This window comes from Vibrio sp. AIC-3 (assembly GCF_013114515.1).
GTDB lineage: Bacteria > Pseudomonadota > Gammaproteobacteria > Enterobacterales > Vibrionaceae > Vibrio > Vibrio crassostreae_C.
Window position 1 is genome coordinate 40,446 of record NZ_VTXG01000017.1, and the last position, 24,266, is coordinate 64,711.

Below are 24,266 nucleotides of genomic sequence, written 5' to 3' on the forward strand. Positions count from 1 at the left end.
TGACATGCCTTCAGTTTTAAAGGGCTCAAAAAAGGGCATGTGCATAAGACGCTAATTGTTGTAATTAGAAATCTACACCTTATAAGCAATCTTAATGCCAATAAATCATGCATCAGATCTCATTAAATTGCTGTTATTTCGGACAAAACTGCGTCATTTAGCCCTCTAAAATGAATCAAAACATGAGCTAGGACAAAATGTCGCACATTGTCCCTGTTGGAGAAAAGGTTAATTGGTACACTCTGTCCCAACTTTTCTCACCGGCTAATCATTATGTCTTTACCTAGTTCATCTGCATCCAATCTCAACCCGAACACATTGACTCAGTATCAGGCGTTTTCCGTCTTGGTGGTCGATGATGAATTGGGTATGCAGGCTATCTTAAAGAAAGCACTGGGTAAGTTCTTTGGCAAGGTGTCGAGCGCAGGATCGGTTGAAGAGGCTGAAACGCTGCGTTCGAGCGAACATTTTGATCTGATTGTCCTTGATATCAACCTACCAGGCCGCTCTGGCATTGAGTGGGAAGAGGCGTTTAACGACAACGACAAACGCGCCGATGTGATTTTCATGACGGGTTATGCCGATCTAGAGATGACCATATCCGCGCTTAAGCTTGGTGCTTCAGATTTTATTCTTAAGCCGTTCAACCTCGAACAGATGATACAAGCGGTTCTGCGTTGTATGGATAAGCGACTCGACCAAAGAATGCAGTACGCGTTGAAGCGTGATGTGAGTCGTCATATCAAGACTGAACTGATTGGCAATTCAGACAAGACCAAACAACTTAAATTGCTGATCAGTCAATTTGCACCGTCTCGAGCGTCCGTCTTGATAGAAGGTGAGTCGGGTACCGGCAAAGAGCTGGTTGCTCGTGGTGTACATGAAGCCAGTAAACGCACAGGTCCATTTGTGCCAATCAACTGTGGTGCGATTGCTCCAGAGCTTCTAGAAAGTGAACTGTTTGGACATACCTCAGGCGCATTTACTGGTGCGAAGAAAAACCGTGAAGGTCTTTTCCGAGTCGCAAGTGGTGGCACCTTGTTCCTTGATGAAATTGGTGAAATGCCACTGCCAATGCAAGCTGCATTGTTACGCGTGTTAGAGCAAAGAACCATTCGTCCAGTCGGTAGCGAGAAGGAAATTTCCATTGACGTACGAGTGGTGGCGGCGACCAACCGAAATCTTCAAGAAGAGGTCGATAAAGGGCACTTCCGCCGCGATCTGTTCTACCGACTCAATGTACTTAAGATTGATGTGGTGCCATTGAGAGAGCGCCCGTCAGACCTGATTGAACTTGTTCCATACTTTACTCGTCTTTTATCGAGCGAGCTTGGCATGCCAGTTCCAAATTGGGCACATGAAGATATCTTGGCGTTGAACGAATACGAATGGCCGGGAAATATTCGTGAACTTAAAAACTTAGTCGAACGATGCATTCTTTTAGACAAGCCACCAGCACACTATTGGCGCGAGATTAATGGTGATACTGTTCCCGCTAGCATTTCAGTGACGGTGTCACATGGTGCGGAAATGCCAAACTTGAATAATGCAGACGCTGCCGAGGGTTATCCAAACACTTGGACACTCAAAGAAGTAGAAAAATCTCATATAGAACAGCTGGTTAGTTTTCATGATGGCAATAAATCGGCAGCTGCAAGAGATCTTGGCGTCGCACGTAAAACGCTAGAGCGTAAGTACAAAGATTGGAACACAGAAGGCTCTGAATATGCCGATTAGACGTCGTTGGTGGTCAAAGTGGGCGTTCCGATTCAAAACCATGGTTCGCTACCGATTATTATTCCTAACATCAGCTCCGATCATTCTGACCTTGTGCGCGCTTGTGGCTATCACACTGTATTGGTCAATACATTACACGTGGCAGGGCGCTCTGATTGATGTTGATGAACGCTTGGATGTTGCCGATAACAGTATTCACCTGATCCAAAATCAGCAAGCATACAACGTTCGTGCGTTTGCCGAGTCTTATAACTTTCGAACCAAACTTGCGAGTGATCTTTCACACGAAGAGCTAACGCGCTGGGTGTCTGAGAACAAATCTCGCTATGAGCTCGATTTTCTGCGCTGGCGCAGTGTCGAGAGCATGGAAAAGAAACTCGAATATCTAAACTTAACTCACAAGCCTTCATTTTTCAGTGTCTTAAGCCGTAATGAACTCAATTATCTCGATCGTGACCTCGCTAAAAAAGCGGAAGTTCCGATGCTCAACGGGCAAGAGGTCGAGACTCGCGGATTGGTAAGCCGAACCGTTGTATCCATCAAAGATGAACATGATCATGTGATTGGTTTTCTGGATGGTGGGATCTTACTGAATAACAGTACTCAACTTGTTGACCAAATCAGTAACCTTATCTATCCACAACGAGAAGGTTTTAATCGTCATATAGGAACGGTCACGGTTTTCCTTGATGATCTTCGTGTTAGCACCAACGTGCCTTTGAGCAGTGAAGACAGTGTAGGGCGCGCCATTGGTACACGTGTTTCTCACGAGGTTCACTCGAAAGTCTTGAATGAAGGTAAAGAGTGGCTAGATCGAGCGTATGTTTACGATGCTTGGTACATCACAGCTTACCAACCAATCCATGACCAGTTTAATAATGTGATTGGTATGCTTTACACCGGTTATTTGATTTGGCCGCTGATAGAAACGTACTTAACCAACCTTGGCGAAATTAGCATTACCATTGTGTTGCTTCTGTTGGCATCCGGTTTGATCGTTCACCGTGGCGCACGTGATCTTTTCAACCCAATCGAACGCATTCATAAAGTGGTGAAGCTAGTACAGATGGGGCAAGACAAGCGAATTGGTACGCTAGGTTTGGATGATCAACACGAACTGACACTGCTCGCTAAACAGTTCGATAAGATGTTGGATCTACTGCACGAGCGTAATCAAGAGATTCAACAAGCGGCGTCTGAACTAGAGTGCAAAGTGCATTCTCGTACCGCGAGTTTGAAAGAGAAAACTGAAGAACTTGAACTGCACATCAAGCTTCTCAATCAAGCCAGAGATAAGCTGGTGGTCAATGAAAAACTGGCCGCGTTAGGTGAATTAACGGCAGGTATTGCTCATGAGATCAATAACCCAACCGCCGTGATTCTTGGCAACGTTGAACTGATGAAGTTTGAACTGGGCGATGAAGTGAGCCGTGTAGATGAGGAAGTCCACGCGATCATGGAGCAGATTGACCGAATTCGAAATATCACACGAAGCCTGCTTCAATACAGCCGTCACGGCGGCGTACAAGACGAAATTACGTGGCAACATATCAACCCAATAGTGGATGAAAGTATTACGCTCGTAAAAACAGGTGCGAAGAAGAAAGGCATTGTGTACGTATCGCAGCTGAACGCTAAAACCTCAGTCGAGGTCAATCGAAACCAATTGCTACAGATTCTGGTTAACCTACAAATGAACGCGATTCATGCAATGGACGGTCAGGGCACGTTAACCATTTCGAGTGAAGACTGGGTTGAAAATGGTGTGTCTCATGGCGCTATCGTTCATGTTCAAGATGAAGGCTGCGGTATTAAGGAAGAACAACTGAAACGTATCTTCTCGCCTTTCTATACCACCAAACGAGATGGCACGGGCTTAGGGTTGTCAGTATCTCAGAGTATCTTGAGCCAAACTGGCGGCGAGATCCGAGTTGAATCTGAGGTAGGTAAGGGAAGTTGCTTTAGTATCTATCTTCAACAGAAAGCGACACCTCAATTGCTTGTATCAAACCTATAAGTTCTAAGAACTCATTCACTGATATTATCATCTGATAATATTTCTAACGCGCTTGGGCTATTACACGAACGTTTTAGCCCAAGCACGAAAATTCTGCACTACTAATATATCGCAAACCAAATCTCAACCTCTTTCGGTTTGACGAGCACCTCTTTTTGGTTATGCAACACAGTGCATATCTTTTGATCTTGATGCATATCATCTGAACTGTACGAAATTTTGATACCTTGACCGAAATCCATAATCAAAACAAATAATAAAGTCAGTCAGCTATGAAATTAAGTAACGCGAATAACTTAGTCAGAGATCTGCAATCAGGCGTGACTGAAATAAGCCAAGTCGTTGGTGTGATTCGTGATGTATCAGAACAAACGAACTTGTTAGCGCTCAACGCAGCAATAGAAGCGGCACGTGCAGGAGAGCAAGGCAGAGGATTCGCAGTGGTTGCTGATGAAGTTCGAAATCTTGCTAGCCGCACTCAAAATTCAACTAACGAAGTGCAATCCACGATTGAGAAACTGACTCAACAAGCAGAACGGACCTTTAAGGCAATGCAAAGCAGTAACGAGAAGGTTGATCACAGTGTTGTCGCGTCTAACGAAACTCGTCAACAACTCGATGTGATTGTGAATGAACTGCATAACGCCAATGACATGGTGGCACAAATTGCCGCAGCCTCGGAGCAGCAAAGCACGGTAGCCACTGAAATGAGTGAAAGTGTTACTGGGATTCATCTCGCTGCAAATGAGGTACTCCAAGCCTCACAATCGCTCGCAGAAGACAGTCAGAAAATGGCGAACACTACAGAACACCTTACTGAGCAATTGAAATACTTTAAGGTTTAGCATCAATAGGACTATTAGCTTAAAGATAAAAAGCTCATAAAAAACACCTCCGCACTTGCGATAAGTTCGGAGGTGTTTTTATTTATGGCTAGTCATTTGCTATAAGCAACAAACGTCTAAAGCATCAAGCCTAATGCGCCGCTACTGAAATTTTCGGTGGGTTGATGTTGTGCTTCTTAAACTCTTTCATCACACGCAAAGTAATGTCGGTTTCAAACAGCTTCTCATACGCAGTATCCACAACGTAAGCCTTACAAGTTAGCTGTATTGCTAGGTAGTTATCGGTAATCGTCTGTTTAACCAAAACCGTTACAGGTTTCGGCAAGTGGATATAACGACTTGAAGACGCCGCTTCTTGAATCAGATCGCGGGCTAGGGTGATGTCTTCATCCATACCAACGTAAAACGGAATCACCACCTGCATGTCCAACGCACCGTAATTACCACTGGTGGTCACTTCATTTAAGAACTTGTTGTTCGGAATGGTAATGATGTCATCGTTCAGGGTTCTCATTCGCACTGAACGCAAACCAATGGTAATGATATCACCGTAGTTGCCTTCGAACGTGACGCGGTCACCAACTTGAAAGGGCCTATCAATCATTACCGTGATGCCCGCGATGAATGAAGCTGCCAAATCTTTAAGCGCAAAGCCGACTGACACGGCGAGGGTACCACCAATCAAAGCCAGTATTTGGTCGTTGATTCTAAAGCTCATCATGAACACGATAAGACCTGTGCTCACATAGATAAAGAACTGAGTAAACGACTGCAGTTTCTGTAGCAGCATTCGGTATTGCACGAATTGGCTACCAAAACTGGTCACCATCGAGTTGATAAACTTAAGCAGTAACCACATCGCAGCAATAACGATCATGGAGAAGAACACGCCGCTCCATCGCACTAGACTCGCTATCTTTGAGATGTTTTCTACATTGGCTAACTCTTCCGTCGCAAAGATCGGGAAACTGACAGCACTTGCCAAGCCAACAAATAGTAGGATAAATAACTTCTTCATTTTACTTCACCAGTAGATGTTGACGGTCGAGAACGTTAGTAATGTGGCGGAACCAGTGCTCGGAAATTCGAGCCTTTTCTTCATGCCAACCAATATAACCACGGCTTTCAAAGTAACGCAGAATGCCGGTTATCTCAGCCGTGCTTAGCTGCGTACAATCAGACAAGACTTCCGGAGACGCGATTTCCAACTGCACGATAGAACGAAGCACAGCCAGCATAGGTTTTGGCATGTTTTCTAGTTCTTGTGCTTCTGGAACATGGAACAAGCGCACCACGGCTTGATCGGTATCTTTGTTTCGATTCAATGAGAGTCGGAAGAAGCGTAACGCAACGGTAGGGTTACCATCAGAGTAATGCCACAAGATTCGGTAGAAGCCTTGGCGTGCGCGATCTTCCTCGCTCATGTCATCTTGGTCCCACTGTTTAGGCACCACCAAACCATCAAACGATAACGGCTTCTCAAGCTCCGTATTAATACGGCTATTTAGAAGCTCACCCACTTGTTTCTCTGTCCAACGCGGAAGGAAACACACCAAGTCAAACAGCAAACGTTCGCCACGCGCTCGATCGACAAACCGCCAGCTTGATTTGGCGATCGATATCACGACACGGTGGTTCTTTTTAGAACGACGCAGTAGATTGGTTAAACGTATCAGATCAGACAAGCCGCCAACCATTGGCTTAACTAGACGTTGTGCATTATCGATCGCAATCAAGTACGTGGTCTTGCTTTTACGAAGGTGAGCCAAGATCTGAATCTCAGTCGCTTTCTCTTCCAAGCCGATGCTCACCGCTAGATGCGCTAACAGCTCTTGATAACCAGCGTAAGGGCAACTTACGTAGACAGGTTCAGCGTTAGAGACTTTGTGCAGCAGGGTATAAAGCAGCGTTGTTGCGCCCACACCACGTTCACCTGAAACAATACAGATAGCAGGGCTGTCTGACATCAAGTAGCGAGACAGTTGCTTAACCTCATCACCGGCGTAATCAATCAGCGTGCTGTCGATATTACCCGGAAGAATGTATTCATAGGTTTGATCGCCTTTGATTCGAACCAAGTTTTGCTGATTCTTGTCAAGGTCAGACTGCTTAGCCACTTCAATTCTAAACAGGTACGCCAAAGCTTGGCTAAACAGTGTGTAATTAGACAGTAAGGCCATGATGCGGTGTTGGAAGTTGTAAACACTCAACCATACGATGCCAATGGCCGTCGCCAATATATTAAGTAAGAAGGTATCCTTGCGGTTTGCTGCCCAGTTCACCCATACCGGACGATCAGAGATGTGTTGCAGCGTATCGAAGACTTTCGCACGCCATAATCTAAGCACTGAAATGGTAACCAGTACAAACCAGAAAAATAGGGCGCTGTAGATCCAGCTATAGATAGTGCCTTTGCCTAGCGTGATACTCGATATTTGCAAAGTCACACCCGCAACAATGAAGCTCCAAACATAACGGCGAATGGTCGATAGGCGCAGCGCAATCACTTCTTGATTGGATGTGCGGCCCAAACGATACGCAAATTCCAAAATAAAGCTGATAGCAATCGAACCACCTAGAATCCACCAAGTGAAGATCTCAAGGAAAATCAGGTGTTGCAGGCTAGGGATGCTGGAGAGCACTCTTAGAGAAAGAGTAATCGCAATTAACCAAGCAATCGCACGATCAGCGCGGCTGATGTACCAGATCACACGTACTAAAAATGGAGGGTTCGTTTTCGCTTCAAGAAAATTAATTCTGAACAACTCAATCAAACGAGTGCTATTGGCAAGCCACCACGCTAAACCAAAATAGATGAATAGCACTTTTAACGATGCACCAATCACTGGCACTGGAGAAATAAAGATGTCTTTAACAAGCGCTTTAAAGCTACGAATTTGGAAGTAAACAAGATACTCAATATTGAGCTTGGTTAATTCCCACTCTTGCTTAAATTGGGTAACACCATAAGGGCCAAAACCGGTTAAGCGCTCTTTGTTTGCAGAGTTTGTCTGTTCTAACAGGCGCTGCTTACTCACGTTCAAGCTATTCAAAGTGACGTAACTGGTTTGAACGGCAAACCATTGATCGACGTCGCTGTTATCTCGGTAAGCTTTTATCTGTTGCTCGAAGGTTTTGATCTCTTGCTTTTGGACTCGCAGAACTTCGGCAAGCAAAATGTTGACCTGACGTCTATCCGACGCTTCCATAAATAGAGGGTCGGGTAACGAATCAATTCGCTCATCAAGGGCAACAGCAGAATCGGATACCTGCGGCTGAGATTGTAAGTCATATTCCAAGTTGGCATGACTAGGCCAAGAGAGAATGGCCAAAGTGAGGATTAAGAAGCGCGATAGTGAACGCATAAAAGTCTCTTAGAATTATGAGGTTAGGATTACTATAGTTAGTTAATCTGACTTTGTGAAATCCAATCCGGTATCGGGGGCGAGTACTTTATTCCTGTTTCGACCGATTTTGTCATGAAATTGTCAGGGATTAGGCTAGTCTTGCCTATGTCTGCTGTTGCTTTGGTCAGGTTAGTTTCACTGCGACCAATCAGCATGCGATATATTCAATGGTTGGCATGATTTAGGGCGTTATATGCCGCCAATTACAGGGCATTGTTCGATATTTTGTTTTTCCTGAAAATCGATGGATTTTAGGCAGCAAATTGAAAATCAAAAGTGTGAGTTAGCTCAAACAATGATTTGGCTGGGTTATCACTCACTTAATAGCGGGTAAATGCAATCAATACTTGCAGTTAAAGCCCTGAACAAGTAACGTTGCGACGTTTTTCACATTAAGAAGGTAATGGCATTGATCTCCACAGCAAATATCACCCAACAATTCGGCGCTAAGCCACTTTTCGAAAATATTTCAGTTAAGTTCGGCGAAGGCAACCGCTACGGTTTAATCGGCGCGAATGGCTGTGGTAAATCGACGTTCATGAAGATCCTATCAGGTGAACTAGAGCCGACTTCTGGTAACGTAAGCTACGATCCAAACGAGCGCGTCGCTAAGCTAAACCAAGACCAATTTGCTTACGAAGAATTCACGGTAATTGATACGGTTATCATGGGTCACAAAGAGCTTTGGGCTATTAAGCAAGAGCGTGACCGCATTTACTCTTTGCCAGAAATGAGCGAAGAAGACGGCATGAAGGTGGCTGACCTTGAAGTTCAGTTCGCTGAAATGGACGGCTACATGGCAGAAGCTAAAGCCGGTGAGCTTCTTCTTGCTGTAGGTATTGAAGAGTCAATGCACTTCGGTCTGATGAGCGAAGTGGCACCGGGTTGGAAACTTCGTGTTCTATTGTCTCAAGTACTGTTTGCAGACCCGCATATCATGCTTCTTGACGAACCAACGAACAACTTGGACATGGACACCATCAAGTGGTTGGAAGATACGCTAAACCAACGTAACTGCACAATGATCATCATTTCGCACGACCGTCACTTCCTAAACTCGGTTTGTACACACATGGCTGACCTTGATTACGGCGAACTTCGTCTATTCCCAGGTAACTACGATGAGTACATGACGGCTGCGACTCAAGCTCGTGAACGTCTACTGTCTGACAACGCTAAGAAGAAAGCACAAATTGCTGAACTTCAAACGTTCGTTTCTCGTTTCTCTGCTAACGCATCTAAAGCGAAGCAAGCAACGTCTCGTGCTAAGCAAATCGACAAGATTCAACTAGACGAAGTTAAAGCGTCTAGCCGTCAAAACCCATTCATCCGTTTCGAACAGTCTAAAGAGCTATTCCGTAACGCACTTGTGGTTGAAAACCTATCTCAAGGTTTTGAAGAAGATCTTTACAACAAGTTCGATGCCATCTTCGAAGTAGGTGAGCGTGTTGCTATCATCGGTGAAAACGGTGTAGGTAAAACAACACTACTTAACACACTAGCTGGCGCACTAGAACCTCGCACTGGTGAGTACAAGTGGTCTGAAAACTCAAACATCGGTTACTACGCTCAAGATCACGCACACGATTTCGAGACAGACATGAACTTGTTTGATTGGATGAGCCAATGGCGCCAAGAAGGCGAAGACGAGCAAGTTGTTCGTGGCTTCCTAGGTCGTATGCTATTTGGTCAAGACGACATCAAGAAATCTGTAAAGGTTATCTCTGGTGGTGAGCAAGGTCGTATGCTTCTTGGTAAGATCATGATGCATAAACCAAACATCCTGCTAATGGATGAGCCAACAAACCACATGGATATGGAATCTATCGAAGCGCTTAACTTGGCTCTTGAGAACTACAAAGGCACATTGTTCTTCGTATCTCACGACCGTGTATTCGTAGACTCGCTTGCAACTCGTATCCTTGAAATCAAAGATGGCAAGATCAACGATTTCCGCGGTACTTACGCTGAGTTCTTGAAAGCACGCGGCTAAGCTTTAAGTTAGCCTTAGTTTTCAACTCTATGCGTTGGAAATTATGCTATAAATTGAAAATTAAAAACGCCGTCATACTAAAAAGCATGACGGCGTTTTTGTATCTAGCTAAGTTTCTATGTATTTATCCTTGATGGGTCACTAACTATTTACATCAGAACTTTACAATTAGAAGCGGTTAGTGAATCACCAATCAAACCTACGCTTTTTTCCGACTGCTGATTATTCACCTTTCACATCAAAGTCAATCTTGTCTGCACCCGTGAACACTTGGAAGCGTAAACCTTTAGCGCGAGCAATCGTAGTGATGCCGAACTTCTGCGCTAAATCTAAGCCCATTTGTGTAACGCCAGAGCGTGACAGTAGAACAGGGATTCCCATCTGCGCAACCTTAATCACCATCTCAGACGTTAAACGGCCTGTGGTGTAGAAGATCTTATCTTCACCTGTCTGTTTGTTAAGCCACATCTCACCAGCCAATGTATCAACGGCATTGTGTCGGCCAACATCTTCAACAAACGATAGAACCTTGTCGTCTTTGCAAACAGCACAGCCATGAACCGCACCCGCTTTCTTGTAGGTGTCGTTATAATGAGTCAGCGCTTCTAGAGCCGTATAGATTTCAGATTGCTTAATCTTGGTTTGAGGCACTTGGTAATCTTCCAATTGCTTCATCACGTTGCCATACATGGTACCTTGGCCACAGCCAGAGGTAACTGTCTTCTTCTTAAGCGCTTGCTCAAGTTGGCTCGTATCTTCTTTGGTGATAACCGCTGCTGAGCTGGTTTCCCAGTCGATGATGATTGATTCAACGGCTTCTGGATCAGAAAGGAAGCTTTGGTTTTTCAAATAACCCAAGACTAATGCTTCCGGGCGTGAACCCAATGTCATTAGAGTTACGATCTCTTTCCAGTTCAACATAACGGTAAGAGGGCGCTCGCACGCAATTTGTTTCGTTAGCTTTTCGCCATATTCATCAAACACTTCAACTTCGATGGTCTGAAGTGGGTTTTCACTGGTTTTTATTATGTTTGGTTTTACCACAGTCACGTCCTACTTAATGAGATAGCGATTATAAGGGATCAGAAGTTAGGCAAGAGTCATCATACGACTCTTTAGAATACATGCGTTCTCTGTCACTTAGTCAGTCTTAGCTTTAACTCAAGCATTTAGCAATTCTCATTCCAAAATAGCGGCTATTCGAGAAAACATGAAGCATTCGATTAAAATAGCGCAAAATATGAGAGTTCACCGAGACTAACTGTCTCAAACCAGCGCGATCGACTAACGTTATAGGGGTAACTTTACGACAAACGCACTAAAGACGGAGCAGGACTTAAAATGTATTGGCGTGTTTATTGCTTTGTAGAGGGTATATGATTATGCGAAGTACAAAATGTCCTACGTACGATCAGAATAAAGAAAATCAATTGGGTGAAGTATGTCTGAGATAAAAGAATTCAAAGAACAATATGAAAAAACAGAAGCAGCTTGGCCAATCGGTGTCCAAAGAATAGAGAAAGAGATCAAAACTGGCATTTGGGTAACAACTCAATGGGAACTCATCGGTTTTGAATTATCACCTGAACATGAAACCCCAGACGTATGTTTGCTTCAGTTGCACAAAGACGAACGTACCGACTACCGCTTCAATCTAAGCTCTCAGCAACCTAAGCTATTCTTAGTTATGGATAATGTTGACTCCGGTAAACCTATTATTCAATTACTGACAGCATCACAAACAGTCGCAGGCCAATACATGGACGGAGATAACCAAGTATTGTCTTACGACATGCCATTGCCTGTACAAGCTTGGATGGAAGCATTCATCGGTCGTCATGGCGAGTTATTAGAAGCAAGACGTAAGAAACGTAAAGGCGCGGGTCGATCAAATGGCAACTAACTTTTTTAGCCGTTGGTCTCAACGAAAGCTTGATGAATCAACCGACCAACCTTTAGAAGCGCAACAAACGCTTGAGGAAACTGAGCTTACTTCCACTGAGGCTTCGTCTGCTGCTTCATCTATAGACGCAGAAACATCGGAGTCACTAGAACGTGGAACTTTGGAAAAAGAGTCTCCAGAACACGCTGTCGATTCTCAAACTATTGACTCTCAGGAGATAGCATCAGAAACGACTGAAGACTTGTCTGTTGCTCAATTATTGGTGTCAGAAGCTTCAGAAAGCGTAAAAAAAGCGGCATTGCGTAAATTATTCCTCTCAGAAGAATTCAACGTTCGTGATGGTTTAGATGATTACGACGACGATTACAGTAATTTGAAGTCTCTTTCTGAAGGGGTTGCGGAAACCTTGCGTGATTGGGTTAAAGACAAAACGGAAGAAGAAACTGCGCCAGAAGAAGAGCAAATCATTGATAATAAAGACGAAGGTGAAGTTTTAGAAAATTCTGAAAGCGATCTTGAGGTATCTGATAATAAACTTGAAACGTCAGAAAGTGCCGAAATAACCGAACAAGAAAAAGAACTGTATAAAAACACAGTATCGGATAATTTCGACACCGATGCTATCGAAAATGACCCAAAAGAGGTGGGACAAAATATACCACACAAAGAATAGGTACATTTTGACTAAACACTCAATGAACCGCTTGCGACAAAATGTCCCAAGCGGTTTTTTTATACGCACAATAAACGTTATAAAGAATTAAATCACTGAAATATAAGGCATATTAAATTGGCATGGCATTTGCAAAATAACGTTCATTATCAACTTTTTTGTAGATAGACGAGTTCACGGTCTGACGAACGACACACTGGCTAAAGGGTTAGTTGTTAACGGATTACTCAGCAAGTTCTCTCTCGCTTACTACAATAAAGGTTGAACAGATTATCCATGTCCAAAGATGGAACTGAGCAATGCTTAAACAATTATTAGAACAAGCAACTTCAAATAACGCTAAAGCAAGACTGTATGCATTTGAAAATACAGTTGAGTTAACAAATCTGATTCCACCTACTGTTAGCTACGAAAGCGGCGGTAATACTCTTATTATTGGTCCAACTGCGATCATTGAAAGTGCTGCGGCTCAATTACCTCAGTTAACAAGCCTAACACTGCTTTCGACAGATGGTGTGAAGGCAACGAATACTGAGTCAGAGCTTTACTACGCAAATGCTGTTCAGGTTTCAGGGTTCCTTGGTACGTTCGAAGTTCTAATCGAAAACAAAGGCCGAACCAATAACCTTGCAAAAGTAGCAATCAATCATGACTGTTTTGATGTGGTTTTGGACTTATGTCTGAATAGCTGCATGACTGAAGAAGTGCCTGTTCCTGGTTATTACCCAGTAGGTCGTGGTTATCCAAAACTGGCTGAAGCGTTAGAAGAAATTCCTACGTTAATGGGCACGTTTGATAAGCCTAAGTTCTTCCGTTTGGACACAGACCTATGTGCACACAGTTCTCGTGGTGTTAAAGGTTGTGAGCGTTGTGTTGATGCTTGTCCTGCTGGTGCACTTTCAAGTGAAGGCTCAGATAAGACGGGTCATAAGATCGAGATTAACCCTTACCTATGTCAAGGCGTGGGTACTTGTGCAACGAGCTGTCCGACAGAAGCTATCTCTTACGCATTACCTAACCCTGACGATACTCAAAAATTCATTGAACGTACGCTAGCTAACTACGAGCAAGCGGGTGGTCTGGATCCAATCGTACTTATCTGTAGCTCACGTCATGAGACTTACAACGTGATGGCTCTTAAAGCGCTACCAGATAACGTGATTCCAATTGTCGTAGAAGAACTGCCATCTATTGGTATCGATACTTGGTTTGCAGCTTTAGTTAATGGCGCAACTCAGGTTCTGTTTGCCGCATCTCGCTTTATGCCAGAAACGATCATTCGTGTTCTGAATAACGAAGTAGGGATTGCTCAAGAACTACTAGATCAAATCGGTATTCCAAAAGAAACCATCGATATTCTGTACTTAGAATCTCTACGTGAATGTCCTCCAACACTTTGTGTGGATTCATTCGACCTTGCACTTGGCGATCTTCAAGGCAACAAGCGCCAACGTCTATTTACAGCACTTGATGCGATGTCTTCAGCTCGTATTCCTGTTGAGAACATTGTTGAGCTTCCGTCAAACGCACCTTACGGCAACGTTTCGTGTGATAGCAAAGATTGTACGTTATGTATGAGCTGTGTGGCTGTGTGTCCGACACGTGCACTTCATACCGACGGGGCTTCTCCATCACTTAAATTTGTAGAACAAGACTGTATTCAATGTGGCTTGTGTGAAAAGGCATGTCCTGAAAATGTTCTGACTCTTACGCCTCGTATGAACTGGGTAAAAGAAGAACGTCAAAAAGCAGTTGTGATTCATGAAGAGAAAGCTGCGGAATGTGTACGTTGCCATAAACCATTCGCACCCCAGTCTATGATTGACATGTTACAGAACAAGTTACGCGGTCACTCTCACTTTTCAGATGAAGCAGCGATTAATCGTATTGCTATGTGTGAAGACTGCCGTGTGGTGGATATGTTCGATTCAATGGCTCAAGACCCATTGAAACAATTGAAATACTAGGAGTTAGCCTTGGAAACGAATTTGGATCAGGCACAAGAACAGACACTAAGAACTGAGATCTATTTGGTTCTATCCGCACTGTTTCGCAACGCACCTTCTGAAGAGGTGATCGACTTTCTAAAAACACTCGATATTGAAGCGTCTGAAAGCGCAATGCAAAAGGCTTGGATTGCCATTCAACAAGCGGCAACAGAATCAAACCGTGAAGCTCTTGAAGACGAATATCAAGATTTGTTCATCGGTATTGGGCGTGGAGAAGTCGTTCCATTTGGTTCTTGGCATCGCACTGGCGCCATGATGGAAAAACCATTGGCAGAGATTCGTCATGACTTAGAGCTTTTAGGCATTGAGCGTGACGATCAAGTGAAAGAGCCGGAAGATCATATCGCAGCACTGTGTGAAGTGATGGCGATGCTAACGGCTGAAGAAGAAGCACTGCAACAGGCGGTATTCAATAAGCACCTTGGCCCTTGGTTTAACTCTTTCACGCGTCAGCTTGAAGGGGCAGAAAGCGCGAACTTCTACAAATCGGCCGCTCAACTGTGTGAAGCATTCTTAACGTTAGAACAAGTGCGTTTTAGCGTGAATACAAAAAGCAGTAAGCACAAATTAAAGATTGATGTGAAAAACGTCACTGATTACGAGTAATCGAGCAGTACGCGATTATATCGATAGAGGGGCATTAAGCCTCCAAAAAAAGATCTACCGTAAGGTAAGGAAGCAATGATGAAAGATAATAAAGATATAAATACAAGCCGTAGGGATCTACTCAAAGGCTTGACGACTGCAGCCGTTGCTGGTGCCGTTGTCGCTGGTACAACTAAAGTGGCAACCGCTTCAGAAACTGTTGAAATTTCGAAAGAAGACGTGAAGAAGACAGGGTATCGTGAGACGCAACACATTCGCGATTACTACGACACACTTTAGGAGATAACGGATGAAACTTGTCAAACGCTCCGATAGTGTGAGCAAAGAAACCAATCAGCTAGGTGTGTCTCGACGTGCCTTCATGAAAAACACTTCATTAGCTGCTGGTGGCGCAGTGGTAGGCGCAAGTCTATTTGCACCAGGTATGATGAAGAAAGCACAGGCTAAATCAGTCGATCCAGAAGCGAAAACAGAAGTGAAACGTACTATCTGTTCTCACTGTTCTGTGGGTTGTGGTATCTACGCTGAAGTTCAAAATGGCGTATGGACAGGTCAAGAGCCTGCATTCGATCACCCATTCAACGCTGGTGGACACTGTGCGAAAGGTGCAGCACTTCGTGAGCACGGCCACGGTGAACGTCGTCTTAAGTACCCAATGAAATTGGAAGGCGGTAAGTGGAAGAAGCTTTCTTGGGAACAAGCGATTGAAGAGATCGGTAACAAAGCGCTAGAACTTCGTAAAGAGTCTGGCCCTGATTCAGTTTACTTCCTAGGTAGTGCGAAACACAGTAACGAGCAAGCTTATGCATTCCGTAAGATGGCTTCGCTTTGGGGCACCAACAACGTTGACCACCAAGCACGTATTTGTCACTCAACCACAGTAGCCGGTGTTGCGAACACTTGGGGTTACGGTGCAATGACAAACTCGTTCAATGACATGCACAACTGTAAATCGATGCTGTTCATTGGTTCAAACCCAGCGGAAGCTCACCCAGTAGCGATGCAACACATCTTGATCGCGAAAGAGAAGAACAACTGTAAGATCGTTGTTGCGGATCCTCGTCGTACGCGTACTGCTGCGAAATCAGATCACTACGTTTCTCTTCGTCCAGGTTCTGACGTTGCGTTTATCTGGGGTGTGTTATGGCACGTCTTTGCAAACCAATGGGAAGACAAAGAGTTCATTAAACAACGTGTATTCGGCATGGACGAGATCCGTGAAGAAGTCGCGAAGTGGAACCCAGCAGAAGTTGAACGCGTAACTGGTGTTAGTGAAAAAGACGTATACCACACCGCGAAACTACTTTCTGAAAACCGTCCGGGTTGTATCGTTTGGTGTATGGGTGGTACTCAGCACACGACTGGTAACAACAACACACGCGCTTACTGTGTACTTGAGCTTGCGCTAGGTAACATCGGTAAATCAGGCGGCGGTGCAAACATCTTCCGTGGTCACGATAACGTACAGGGCGCAACTGACCTTGGCGTACTGTCAGACACACTTCCAGGCTACTACGGCTTGTCTGAAGGTTCTTGGCGTCACTGGTCAAAAGTTTGGGATATCGACTTTGACTGGGTGAAAGGCCGTTTCGACGACAACGCATACGGCGGTCAAAAACCAATGAACAGTGCAGGTATTCCTGTATCTCGTTGGGTTGATGGCGTACTTGAAGACAAAGACAAGATTCGCCAACGCGAAAACATCCGTGCCATGTTCTACTGGGGTCACGCGGTGAACTCTCAGACTCGTGGTCCAGAGATGAAAAAAGCGATGCAGAAGCTGGATATGATGGTTATTGTTGACCCATACCCAACGGTTGCAGCGGTAATGAATGATCGTACCGACGGCGTTTACCTGCTACCAGCAACGACTCAGTTTGAAACCTACGGCAGTGTAACGGCGTCAAACCGTTCTCTACAGTGGCGTGACAAGGTTGTTGATCCTCTGTTCGAATCAAAGCCTGACCATGAAATCATGTACCTTCTTTCTAAGAAGCTTGGTTTCTCTGATCAGCTGTTCAAAAACATCCGTGTTGAGAACAACCAACCATTGATTGAAGACATCACTCGTGAATTCAACAAAGGCATGTGGACGATCGGCTATACAGGCCAAAGCCCAGAGCGTTTGAAAGAGCACCAACAAAACTGGCACACGTTCCACAAAACCACGCTTGCTGCAGAAGGCGGCCCAGCGAATGGCGAAACTTACGGTCTGCCTTGGCCATGTTGGGGCAACCCAGAAATGAAACACCCAGGGACGCATATCCTTTACGATACGTCTAAACCTGTTGCTGAGGGCGGCGGTAACTTCCGTACTCGTTTCGGTGTGGAATTTGAAGGTCAAAGCCTATTGGCTGAAGACAGCTACTCGAAAGGCAGCGAAATCAAAGATGGTTACCCAGAGTTCAGTGACAAACTGCTGAAACAACTGGGTTGGTGGGACGATCTAACAGCAGAAGAGAAAGCCTCTGCTGAAGGTAAAAACTGGAAAACCGACGTTTCTGGTGGTATCCAACGTGTTGCTATCAAGCATGGTTGTATTCCGTTTGGTAATGCGAAAGCGCGTGCGATTGTTTGGACATTCCCAGACCGCGTGCCACTGCACCGTGAGCCACTTTACACACCACGTCGTGATCTAGTCGCTGACTACCCAACGTGGGACGACAAAGAAGCGATTTTCCGTGTTCCTACGTTGTACAAATCCATTCAAGACCAAGATAAGTCTGGTGAATACCCGATTATTCTTACGTCTGGTCGTCTGGTTGAGTACGAGGGTGGTGGTGAAGAAACACGTTCTAATCCTTGGCTAGCAGAACTACAACAAGAAATGTTTGTTGAAGTGAACCCGAAAGACGCAAACGACATTGGCTTCAAAGATGGCGATGATGTTTGGGTTGAAGGTGCAGAGAAAGGCCGCATCAAGGTGAAAGCGATGGTCACTCGTCGTGTGAAACCGGGTTTAGCGTTCTTGCCGTTCCACTTCGGTGGTAAGTTTGAAGGCGAAGATTTGCGTTCTAAATACCCTGAAGGCACTGATCCTTACGTTATTGGCGAAGCAGCCAATACAGCAACCACATATGGTTACGACCCTGTCACGTTGATGCAGGAAACGAAAGTAACCCTTTGTAATATTCGTAAAGCGTAAGGAGTCTTAAAATGGCTAGAATGAAATTTCTTTGTGACACCAAACGTTGTATCGAATGTAACGGTTGTGTCACTGCATGTAAGAATGAAAATGATGATGCTCTGGAATGGGGTATTCAACGTCGCCGCGTTGTCACACTGAACGATGGCGAACCGGGTGAAAACTCTATCTCAGTCGCATGTATGCACTGTACTGATGCCCCTTGTATGGCAGTTTGCCCGGCAGACTGTTTTGAACATACGGAAGACGGCATCGTACTTCACAATAAAGATCTGTGTATCGGTTGTGGTTACTGCTTGTTTGCTTGTCCGTTTGGCGCACCTCAATTCCCTAAACAGGAAGCGTTTGGTGAGCGCGGTAAGATGGACAAGTGTACCTTCTGTGCTGGCGGCCCAGAAACAGAGCCAGGTTCTGTTGAAGAGCGTCAAAAATACGGTGCGAACCGTATTGCTGAAGGCAAACTGCCAATGTGTGCTTCGCTTTGTTCAACTAAGGCACTGCTAGCGGGTGACGCAGAGAAAGTTTCTGATGTTTTCCGTCAGCGTGTTGTTGAACGTGGTGCGAAAGGTGCAGGTTGGACAGACGGCAACGACCTTTCTTACGATGCGACTAAGAGCTAAGTAGGAGAGACATATGCTTACAATGTTTAAGCGTCTCTTCCTTGTAGTGCTGCCAATGTTGGCAGCACTAACAATGCTTTCTCCTATGAGTCATGCATCTGAGACGAACTCATCACAAACTCAATCGAGCTCTGCTCAACGAGAAATCACACAACTTGCTGGCGCCGATTTTTGGCGACAAGTGAGAAACGGTGAGGAAGGTTACACCACATCTCAATCAGCTGAGCATGGTGTGTTGATCAGTACTCCAGGTCAAACGTGGTACATATTGAAAGAGAAGTGGATGTCACCAGCCGGTGCCGTCGCTATCTTTGGCAGTATTGCTTTCGTGACTTTGATGTACGTTGTGATTGGCCCGCTAATGCTAAGCGCGCCAAGAACAGGCCGTAAGATCAAACGTTGGTCTCGACTAGACCGTGCCTTGCACTGGAGTATGGCGTTTACCTTCTTAACACTGGCGTTCAGTGGTTTGATGTTGGTTTACGGTAAGCACTTCTTGAAGCCGTACATTCCAACAGACCTTTGGGGCTTCATCGTTCTATTGGCGAAGCAATACCACAACTACATCGGCCCGATTTTCTATGTGCTGTTGATGGCTGTTCTCATCAAGTGGTGGCGCAAGTCTATTTTCAAGATGGTCGATGTACAGTGGTTCATGAAACTGGGCGGTATGGTTGGGAAACATAAAGGTTCTCATCCATCTGCAGAGTTTTCGAACGCGGCTGAAAAAGCGCTGTTCTGGCTATTGATTGTAATGGGTAGTGTGGCTGCGATCAGTGGCTTGGTTTTAGACTTCCCAATCTTCGGTCAAACGCGTCGTGATATGGAGCTTTCAAACCTAGTCCACATGTTGGCTGCTTTGATCCTTATCTGTGGCTTTGTGTTCCACATCTACATCGGCTTGTTCGGTATGGAAGGGGCACTAGAAGGCATGGTAACAGGCGAAGTTGATGAGACTTGGGCTAAAGAGCACCATGATCTTTGGTACAAAGAAGTGATGGAACAAGAGAAAAACGGCGTTGAACAAAGCGCTAACGCAGCAACAGAGAAAACGGAAGGGGTGAATAAGAATGAACAAACCTCATAAAGGTATTTGGGTCGCTTACATACTAAGCTGCTTTACGCCATTTACTTGTCTTATCTCTGGTGTGATTGCGATTATCTACGCGGGTTATCGTTTAGACAAAGGCGAAGATGGTGAAGTAGTGGATACTCATTACTACGGATTAATTCGCTCTTTCTTCTTGAACCTGACGTTCTTCGTCGTTCTTATCGTAACGGTAGCGACCTCTAACGGGGTGTTAATCGGTGTGAACGATTACTGGTATCAAAACCATATTATCGATGACATCGCTTACTACATTCCGTATGTAGGCATGCTGTTTGGTGGTGTTGCGATTGTGGTCTGGTTTATCCGCATGTATCAAGGTATGCAGCGTTTAAGTCAAAACCTACCGCAAAACCCGACAACAGGTCCAAACTTGTAGTCGAGTATCGGCTCACTAGATAGCGAATTATCTAGCACAATAGTCCTTTTGAAAGCCCAATGATTTCGGTCATTGGGCTTTTTGTTTCTAATCAGCAACGAAACTTAATGAAGCATAGTATTGACCGCTTCAATATGGTGCAACTCCCTTAATTGGTGCAATTCTTGTTTCCATTTTCACGCTCATTAAGAACCAAGAAAGTGCACCGATAAATTTATTATCAATTAATCAGTAAGTTAAAAGAAAAACTGTTGCACGAAAATTACACCACACACTTGGAACGCATCTTGCGTTCACTGTTGAGTCTTTAATTAATTACAACATTGAATCGCACGATATCAGTGCAAATCAGATAAAGCGAAGGAGAATGCTTTAATGAGTGAAACGGTGACTCAAGTTCATAGTGCAGTACAAACCCTTACCCAAAGTTCAGATACTTTATTCCTATTACTCGGCGCAATCATGGTCTTCCTGATGCATGCTGGCTTTGCGTTTCTCGAAGTCGGTACCGTGCGAAAGAAGAACCAAGTCAACGCGCTGGTTAAGATCCTTTCCGACTTTGGTGTCTCCGCCATTGCTTACTTCTTTATCGGTTACTGGGTTGCTTACGGTGCACACTTTTTTGCAGACGCAGAAACACTTTCGCAAGGCAACGGATATGAACTGGTTAAGTTCTTCTTCCTAATGACATTCGCAGCGGCAATTCCTGCGATTGTTTCTGGTGGTATCGCAGAGCGTGCTCGTTTCTATCCAATTTTGATTGCGACACTGTTTACGGTTGGTTTCATCTATCCATTTTTTGAAGGCATCATTTGGAACGGCAACTTTGGATTCCAAGATTGGCTAGAAGGTCAGTTTGGTTACGTGTTCCATGACTTCGCAGGCTCGGTAGTGGTTCACGGCGTAGGTGGTTGGATTGCTTTGGTCGCAGTTTACTTCTTAGGGATGCGTAAAGGTCGAATCCGTGCAGGCAAACACACCAACTTCGCACCATCGAATATCCCATTCTTAGCACTAGGCTCTTGGATCTTATGTGTGGGTTGGTTTGGCTTTAACGTGATGTCAGCTCAAGCGATCAATGGCATCAGCGGTCTCGTGGCAATGAACTCTCTCATGGCCATGGTTGGCGGTATTCTTGCGGCTCTAATTGCAGGTAAAAATGACCCGGGCTTCATCCACAATGGTCCTTTGGCTGGTCTCGTCGCTATCTGTGCGGGCTCAGATTTGATGCACCCACTTGGCGCTTTGGTGACGGGCGGTGTGGCAGGTGCGCTGTTTGTTTACCTATTTACTTATATGCAAAACAAAACACAGATCGATGATGTACTGGGTGTATGGCCTCTACACGGCGTATGTGGTGCCTGGGGTGGCGTTGCTGCTGGTATCTTCGGCCAACAAGCTTTCTGGGGTCTAGGCGGCGTGAGCTTTGCTTCTCAGTTGATTGGTACAGTCGCAGGTGTTGCTGTTGCTTTCGTCGGCGCGTTAATCGTATACGGTGTGTTGAGCAAACTAACAGGCCTACGCTTAAGTGAAGAAGATGAATTCAACGGTGCGGATCTTTCTATCCATAAGATCTCTTCTATCAACGAAGACTAACGTTGTTCACTTGGTGGGGTAAAGCACATCAAGTAGACAACTGTTGAACAGAACTAAGCGGCTTCGGTCGCTTTTTTGTTTCTATGGATAGCAAAACAGAGAATTTGAGTAACAACAACCACAACTATCAAGCGAGTTATGTCACAAATAGCCAATGAATTCAGTTGCCTAAGACTATGGTCTAATCCCCAAAACTATTGTTGGAATTTGAACAGTGCTAAGCTGTTACAAAGTGACATATCTAAAAGGACGTTATATGCATTTCCCATATCGAAATATCGTAATTCTTACTGGCGCTGGCATCTCTGCAGAGTCGGGGATACAAACATTCCGAGCACAAGACGGGCTATGGGAAAACCACAAAATCGAAGATGTAGCGACGCCTGAAGGGTTCGCAAAAGATCCTGACTTGGTACAAGCCTTCTATAACAAGCGTCGTCACGGCCTGCAAAGTGAGAGCATTCAGCCCAATTCAGCCCACAAGGCGCTAGGAGAGCTCGAAGACAAGCTTGATGGCAAAGTTACCATCATTACTCAAAACATCGACAATTTGCACGAGAGAGGCGGTAGCAACAACATTATTCACATGCATGGTGAACTTTTAAAAGCGCGTTGCAGTGAATCCAATCAAGTTGTAGAGCACAAAGGCGATATTGAAACGGGTGAACTTTGTCATTGCTGCCAAATCCCTGCACAAATGCGTCCACATATTGTTTGGTTTGGCGAAATGCCACTAAGAATGGGCGACATTTATTCCGCACTGGAAGAAGCGGATCTGTTTATCTCTATCGGAACTTCAGGTGTTGTTTATCCAGCGGCAGGCTTTGTTCACGATGCGAAAATGCATGGTGCACATACTATCGAGATAAACCTCGAACCAAGTGCGGTTGAAAGTGAATTTGAAGAGAAGCGCTACGGCAAGGCGAGTATCGAGGTGCCCAAACTGGTTGGCGAGTTATTATGTACAGAGAAAGGTTCTTTAACGGCCTAAGCCTTGTCTTTAATAACACACATCAGTTTCTGAATCTGAAAAAATAAAGCGGCTTACGCCGCTTTATTTACTTAACTTCTTAACTAACAATAACTTAGTTGTTTACTTTAAGTTTTTGGAAGTACTCGTCATAAATAACGCTCGCTTCACCAACTTCATCTTGCCACACACCGTTATCCATCACTGATTGTGGTGGGAAAACGTTCTTGTCTTCAGCAAATTCTTTAGGAAGAAGAGGGTAAGCGGTTTTAACTGGTGTCGGGTAACCGATCTCTAGAGCAATTTTCGCAGCGTTCTCTGGGCGAAGAAGGAAGTCGATCATCTTATGAGCCGCTTCAGTGTTCTTAGCGCCTGCTGGAATTGCTAGGCTGTCCATCCAGAAGATAGCGCCTTTTTCTGGCCAGATAATGTCAATCGTTGCGCCTTCTTGGCGTGCCATGTAAGCAGAACCATTCCAAAGCATACCAAGAGACACTTCACCTGCTAGGTAAGGGTTCGCTGGGAAATCTGAGTTAAATACCAATACGTTTGGCATTAGCTTACGAAGTTCTTCGTAGGCTTCTTTGATTTCTTCAGGGTTAGTCGTGTTTGGAGAGTAGCCCAGTTTAGATAGAGCGATATGGAAAACCTCACGAGAGTCATCCATCATCATCAGTTGACCTTCCCACTGCGTATCCCACAGATCGCCCCAGTTTTTAACTGAAGACTTGTCTAGCATGTCTGAGTTGATACCAATACCCGTCGCACCCCAGATGTATGGGATTGAGTAGTTGTTATTTGGGTCAAATGGCTTATCTAAGTAATTTGGATCCAAATCTGCAAAGTGGCTTAGCTTGGTTTTATCAAGCTCTTGAAGCATGCCTTCTTTACGCATCTTAGAAACGAAGTAAGTAGAAGGAACCACTAAGTCGTAACCCGTACCTTGAGTTTTTAACTTAGCGTACATGCTTTCGTTAGACTCATAAGTTGAGTAGTAGACTTTAATGCCCGTCTCTTCTGTGAAGTCTTCTAGTACTTCATTTGGAATATATTCAGACCAGTTGTAAAAATACAGTTCTTGGTCAGCTGCGAAAGAGGGTGTAGAAAGTAAAGTAGCAGCACACAATGCGCCGGTATACAGTGTTTTTTTCATTACTGTTCCGTTCATTTGTTTGATTTGGAGCTGGGTAGTGAACCCAAGGTAAAGGATTTCGAAAAATCGCGCTATATTATAGCAGCGATATAATAAAATAGGCAG

The 24,266-nt window shown here is 44.7% G+C and carries 18 protein-coding genes and 1 pseudogene; 15 read left to right on the top strand and 4 right to left on the bottom strand.

Features of this window, described 5'->3' with window-relative positions; genetic code table 11:
• The first annotated feature begins 273 nt into the window (after positions 1-273).
• From F0229_RS13055 to F0229_RS13065, 3 genes and pseudogenes are all read left to right on the top strand, one after another.
• Positions 274-1,737 (top strand): sigma-54 dependent transcriptional regulator, encoded by a 1,464-nt coding sequence (locus F0229_RS13055; RefSeq protein WP_171733005.1) that lies wholly within the window; start codon positions 274-276, stop codon positions 1,735-1,737.
• Positions 1,727-3,754 (top strand): cache domain-containing protein, encoded by a 2,028-nt coding sequence (locus F0229_RS13060; protein WP_017059613.1) that lies wholly within the window; start codon positions 1,727-1,729, stop codon positions 3,752-3,754. The genes F0229_RS13055 and F0229_RS13060 overlap by 11 nt, the downstream gene beginning before the upstream one ends.
• 278 nt (positions 3,755-4,032) lie before the next feature.
• Positions 4,033-4,599, top strand: a pseudogene (locus F0229_RS13065) (methyl-accepting chemotaxis protein); the annotation flags it as partial.
• Positions 4,600-4,729: 130 nt separating this feature from the next.
• On the opposite strand, the gene F0229_RS13070 reads toward F0229_RS13065, so the two are convergent.
• Together F0229_RS13070 and F0229_RS13075 are read right to left on the bottom strand one after the other, a co-directional pair.
• Entirely contained in the window at positions 4,730-5,617 is an 888-nt protein-coding gene (locus tag F0229_RS13070; RefSeq protein ID WP_017059614.1) for a mechanosensitive ion channel family protein, read from the bottom strand.
• A gap of 1 nt (position 5,618) precedes the next feature.
• Positions 5,619-7,964 (bottom strand): ATP-binding protein, encoded by a 2,346-nt coding sequence (locus F0229_RS13075; RefSeq protein ID WP_171733006.1) that lies wholly within the window; start codon positions 7,962-7,964, stop codon positions 5,619-5,621.
• A gap of 451 nt (positions 7,965-8,415) precedes the next feature.
• On the opposite strand from F0229_RS13075, the gene F0229_RS13080 reads away from it, so the two are divergent.
• The gene (locus F0229_RS13080; protein WP_086711529.1) at positions 8,416-9,999 is read left to right on the top strand and encodes an ABC-F family ATPase; all 1,584 of its coding nucleotides are present in this window, start codon (positions 8,416-8,418) and stop codon (positions 9,997-9,999) included.
• A gap of 222 nt (positions 10,000-10,221) precedes the next feature.
• Here the strand turns inward: F0229_RS13080 and F0229_RS13085 are convergent, their stop codons facing one another.
• A complete protein-coding gene (locus tag F0229_RS13085) occupies positions 10,222-11,043 on the bottom strand; it encodes a formate dehydrogenase accessory sulfurtransferase FdhD (RefSeq protein WP_171733007.1) in 822 nt (273 codons plus the stop codon).
• Between the two features lie 397 nt (positions 11,044-11,440).
• On the opposite strand from F0229_RS13085, the gene F0229_RS13090 reads away from it, so the two are divergent.
• The 11 genes from F0229_RS13090 to cobB all read left to right on the top strand — a co-directional run bounded on the left by F0229_RS13090 (position 11,441) and on the right by cobB (position 23,029).
• Positions 11,441-11,902, top strand: a complete 462-nt coding sequence (locus tag F0229_RS13090) for a DUF3305 domain-containing protein (protein ID WP_017059618.1) — start codon at positions 11,441-11,443, stop codon at positions 11,900-11,902.
• A complete protein-coding gene (locus F0229_RS13095) occupies positions 11,892-12,575 on the top strand; it encodes a DUF3306 domain-containing protein (RefSeq protein WP_171733008.1) in 684 nt (227 codons plus the stop codon). Before F0229_RS13090 ends, F0229_RS13095 begins: the two co-directional genes overlap by 11 nt.
• A gap of 299 nt (positions 12,576-12,874) precedes the next feature.
• A complete protein-coding gene (locus F0229_RS13100; RefSeq protein ID WP_171733009.1) occupies positions 12,875-14,542 on the top strand; it encodes a 4Fe-4S dicluster domain-containing protein in 1,668 nt (555 codons plus the stop codon).
• 9 nt (positions 14,543-14,551) lie between these two features.
• Positions 14,552-15,190 (top strand): molecular chaperone, encoded by a 639-nt coding sequence (locus tag F0229_RS13105; RefSeq protein WP_171733010.1) that lies wholly within the window; start codon positions 14,552-14,554, stop codon positions 15,188-15,190.
• A 78-nt stretch (positions 15,191-15,268) separates the two neighbouring features.
• Positions 15,269-15,469, top strand: coding sequence for a twin-arginine translocation signal domain-containing protein (locus F0229_RS13110; RefSeq protein WP_008217926.1), 201 nt, complete (start codon positions 15,269-15,271; stop codon positions 15,467-15,469).
• A 10-nt stretch (positions 15,470-15,479) separates the two neighbouring features.
• The gene (locus F0229_RS13115; RefSeq protein WP_171733011.1) at positions 15,480-18,335 is read left to right on the top strand and encodes a formate dehydrogenase subunit alpha; all 2,856 of its coding nucleotides are present in this window, start codon (positions 15,480-15,482) and stop codon (positions 18,333-18,335) included.
• 11 nt (positions 18,336-18,346) lie between these two features.
• Entirely contained in the window at positions 18,347-18,955 is a 609-nt protein-coding gene (gene fdh3B, locus F0229_RS13120; RefSeq protein ID WP_004742271.1) for a formate dehydrogenase FDH3 subunit beta, read from the top strand.
• A gap of 13 nt (positions 18,956-18,968) precedes the next feature.
• Positions 18,969-20,042 carry a formate dehydrogenase subunit gamma gene (locus F0229_RS13125; RefSeq protein WP_171733012.1) on the top strand — a complete coding sequence of 358 codons (1,074 nt, stop codon included), beginning with the start codon at positions 18,969-18,971 and terminating at the stop codon, positions 20,040-20,042.
• Positions 20,026-20,442, top strand: a complete 417-nt coding sequence (locus F0229_RS13130; RefSeq protein WP_017112083.1) for a hypothetical protein — start codon at positions 20,026-20,028, stop codon at positions 20,440-20,442. Before F0229_RS13125 ends, F0229_RS13130 begins: the two co-directional genes overlap by 17 nt.
• A 375-nt stretch (positions 20,443-20,817) precedes the next feature.
• Positions 20,818-22,038 carry an ammonium transporter gene (locus F0229_RS13135; RefSeq protein WP_017059625.1) on the top strand — a complete coding sequence of 407 codons (1,221 nt, stop codon included), beginning with the start codon at positions 20,818-20,820 and terminating at the stop codon, positions 22,036-22,038.
• Positions 22,039-22,294: 256 nt separating this feature from the next.
• Positions 22,295-23,029, top strand: coding sequence for a Sir2 family NAD+-dependent deacetylase (cobB, locus tag F0229_RS13140; RefSeq protein ID WP_017063867.1), 735 nt, complete (start codon positions 22,295-22,297; stop codon positions 23,027-23,029).
• Positions 23,030-23,123: 94 nt separating this feature from the next.
• Here cobB and F0229_RS13145 read toward each other — a convergent pair whose 3' ends face one another.
• A complete protein-coding gene (locus F0229_RS13145; protein WP_017059627.1) occupies positions 23,124-24,161 on the bottom strand; it encodes an extracellular solute-binding protein in 1,038 nt (345 codons plus the stop codon).
• Between the last annotated feature and the right edge of the window lie 105 nt (positions 24,162-24,266).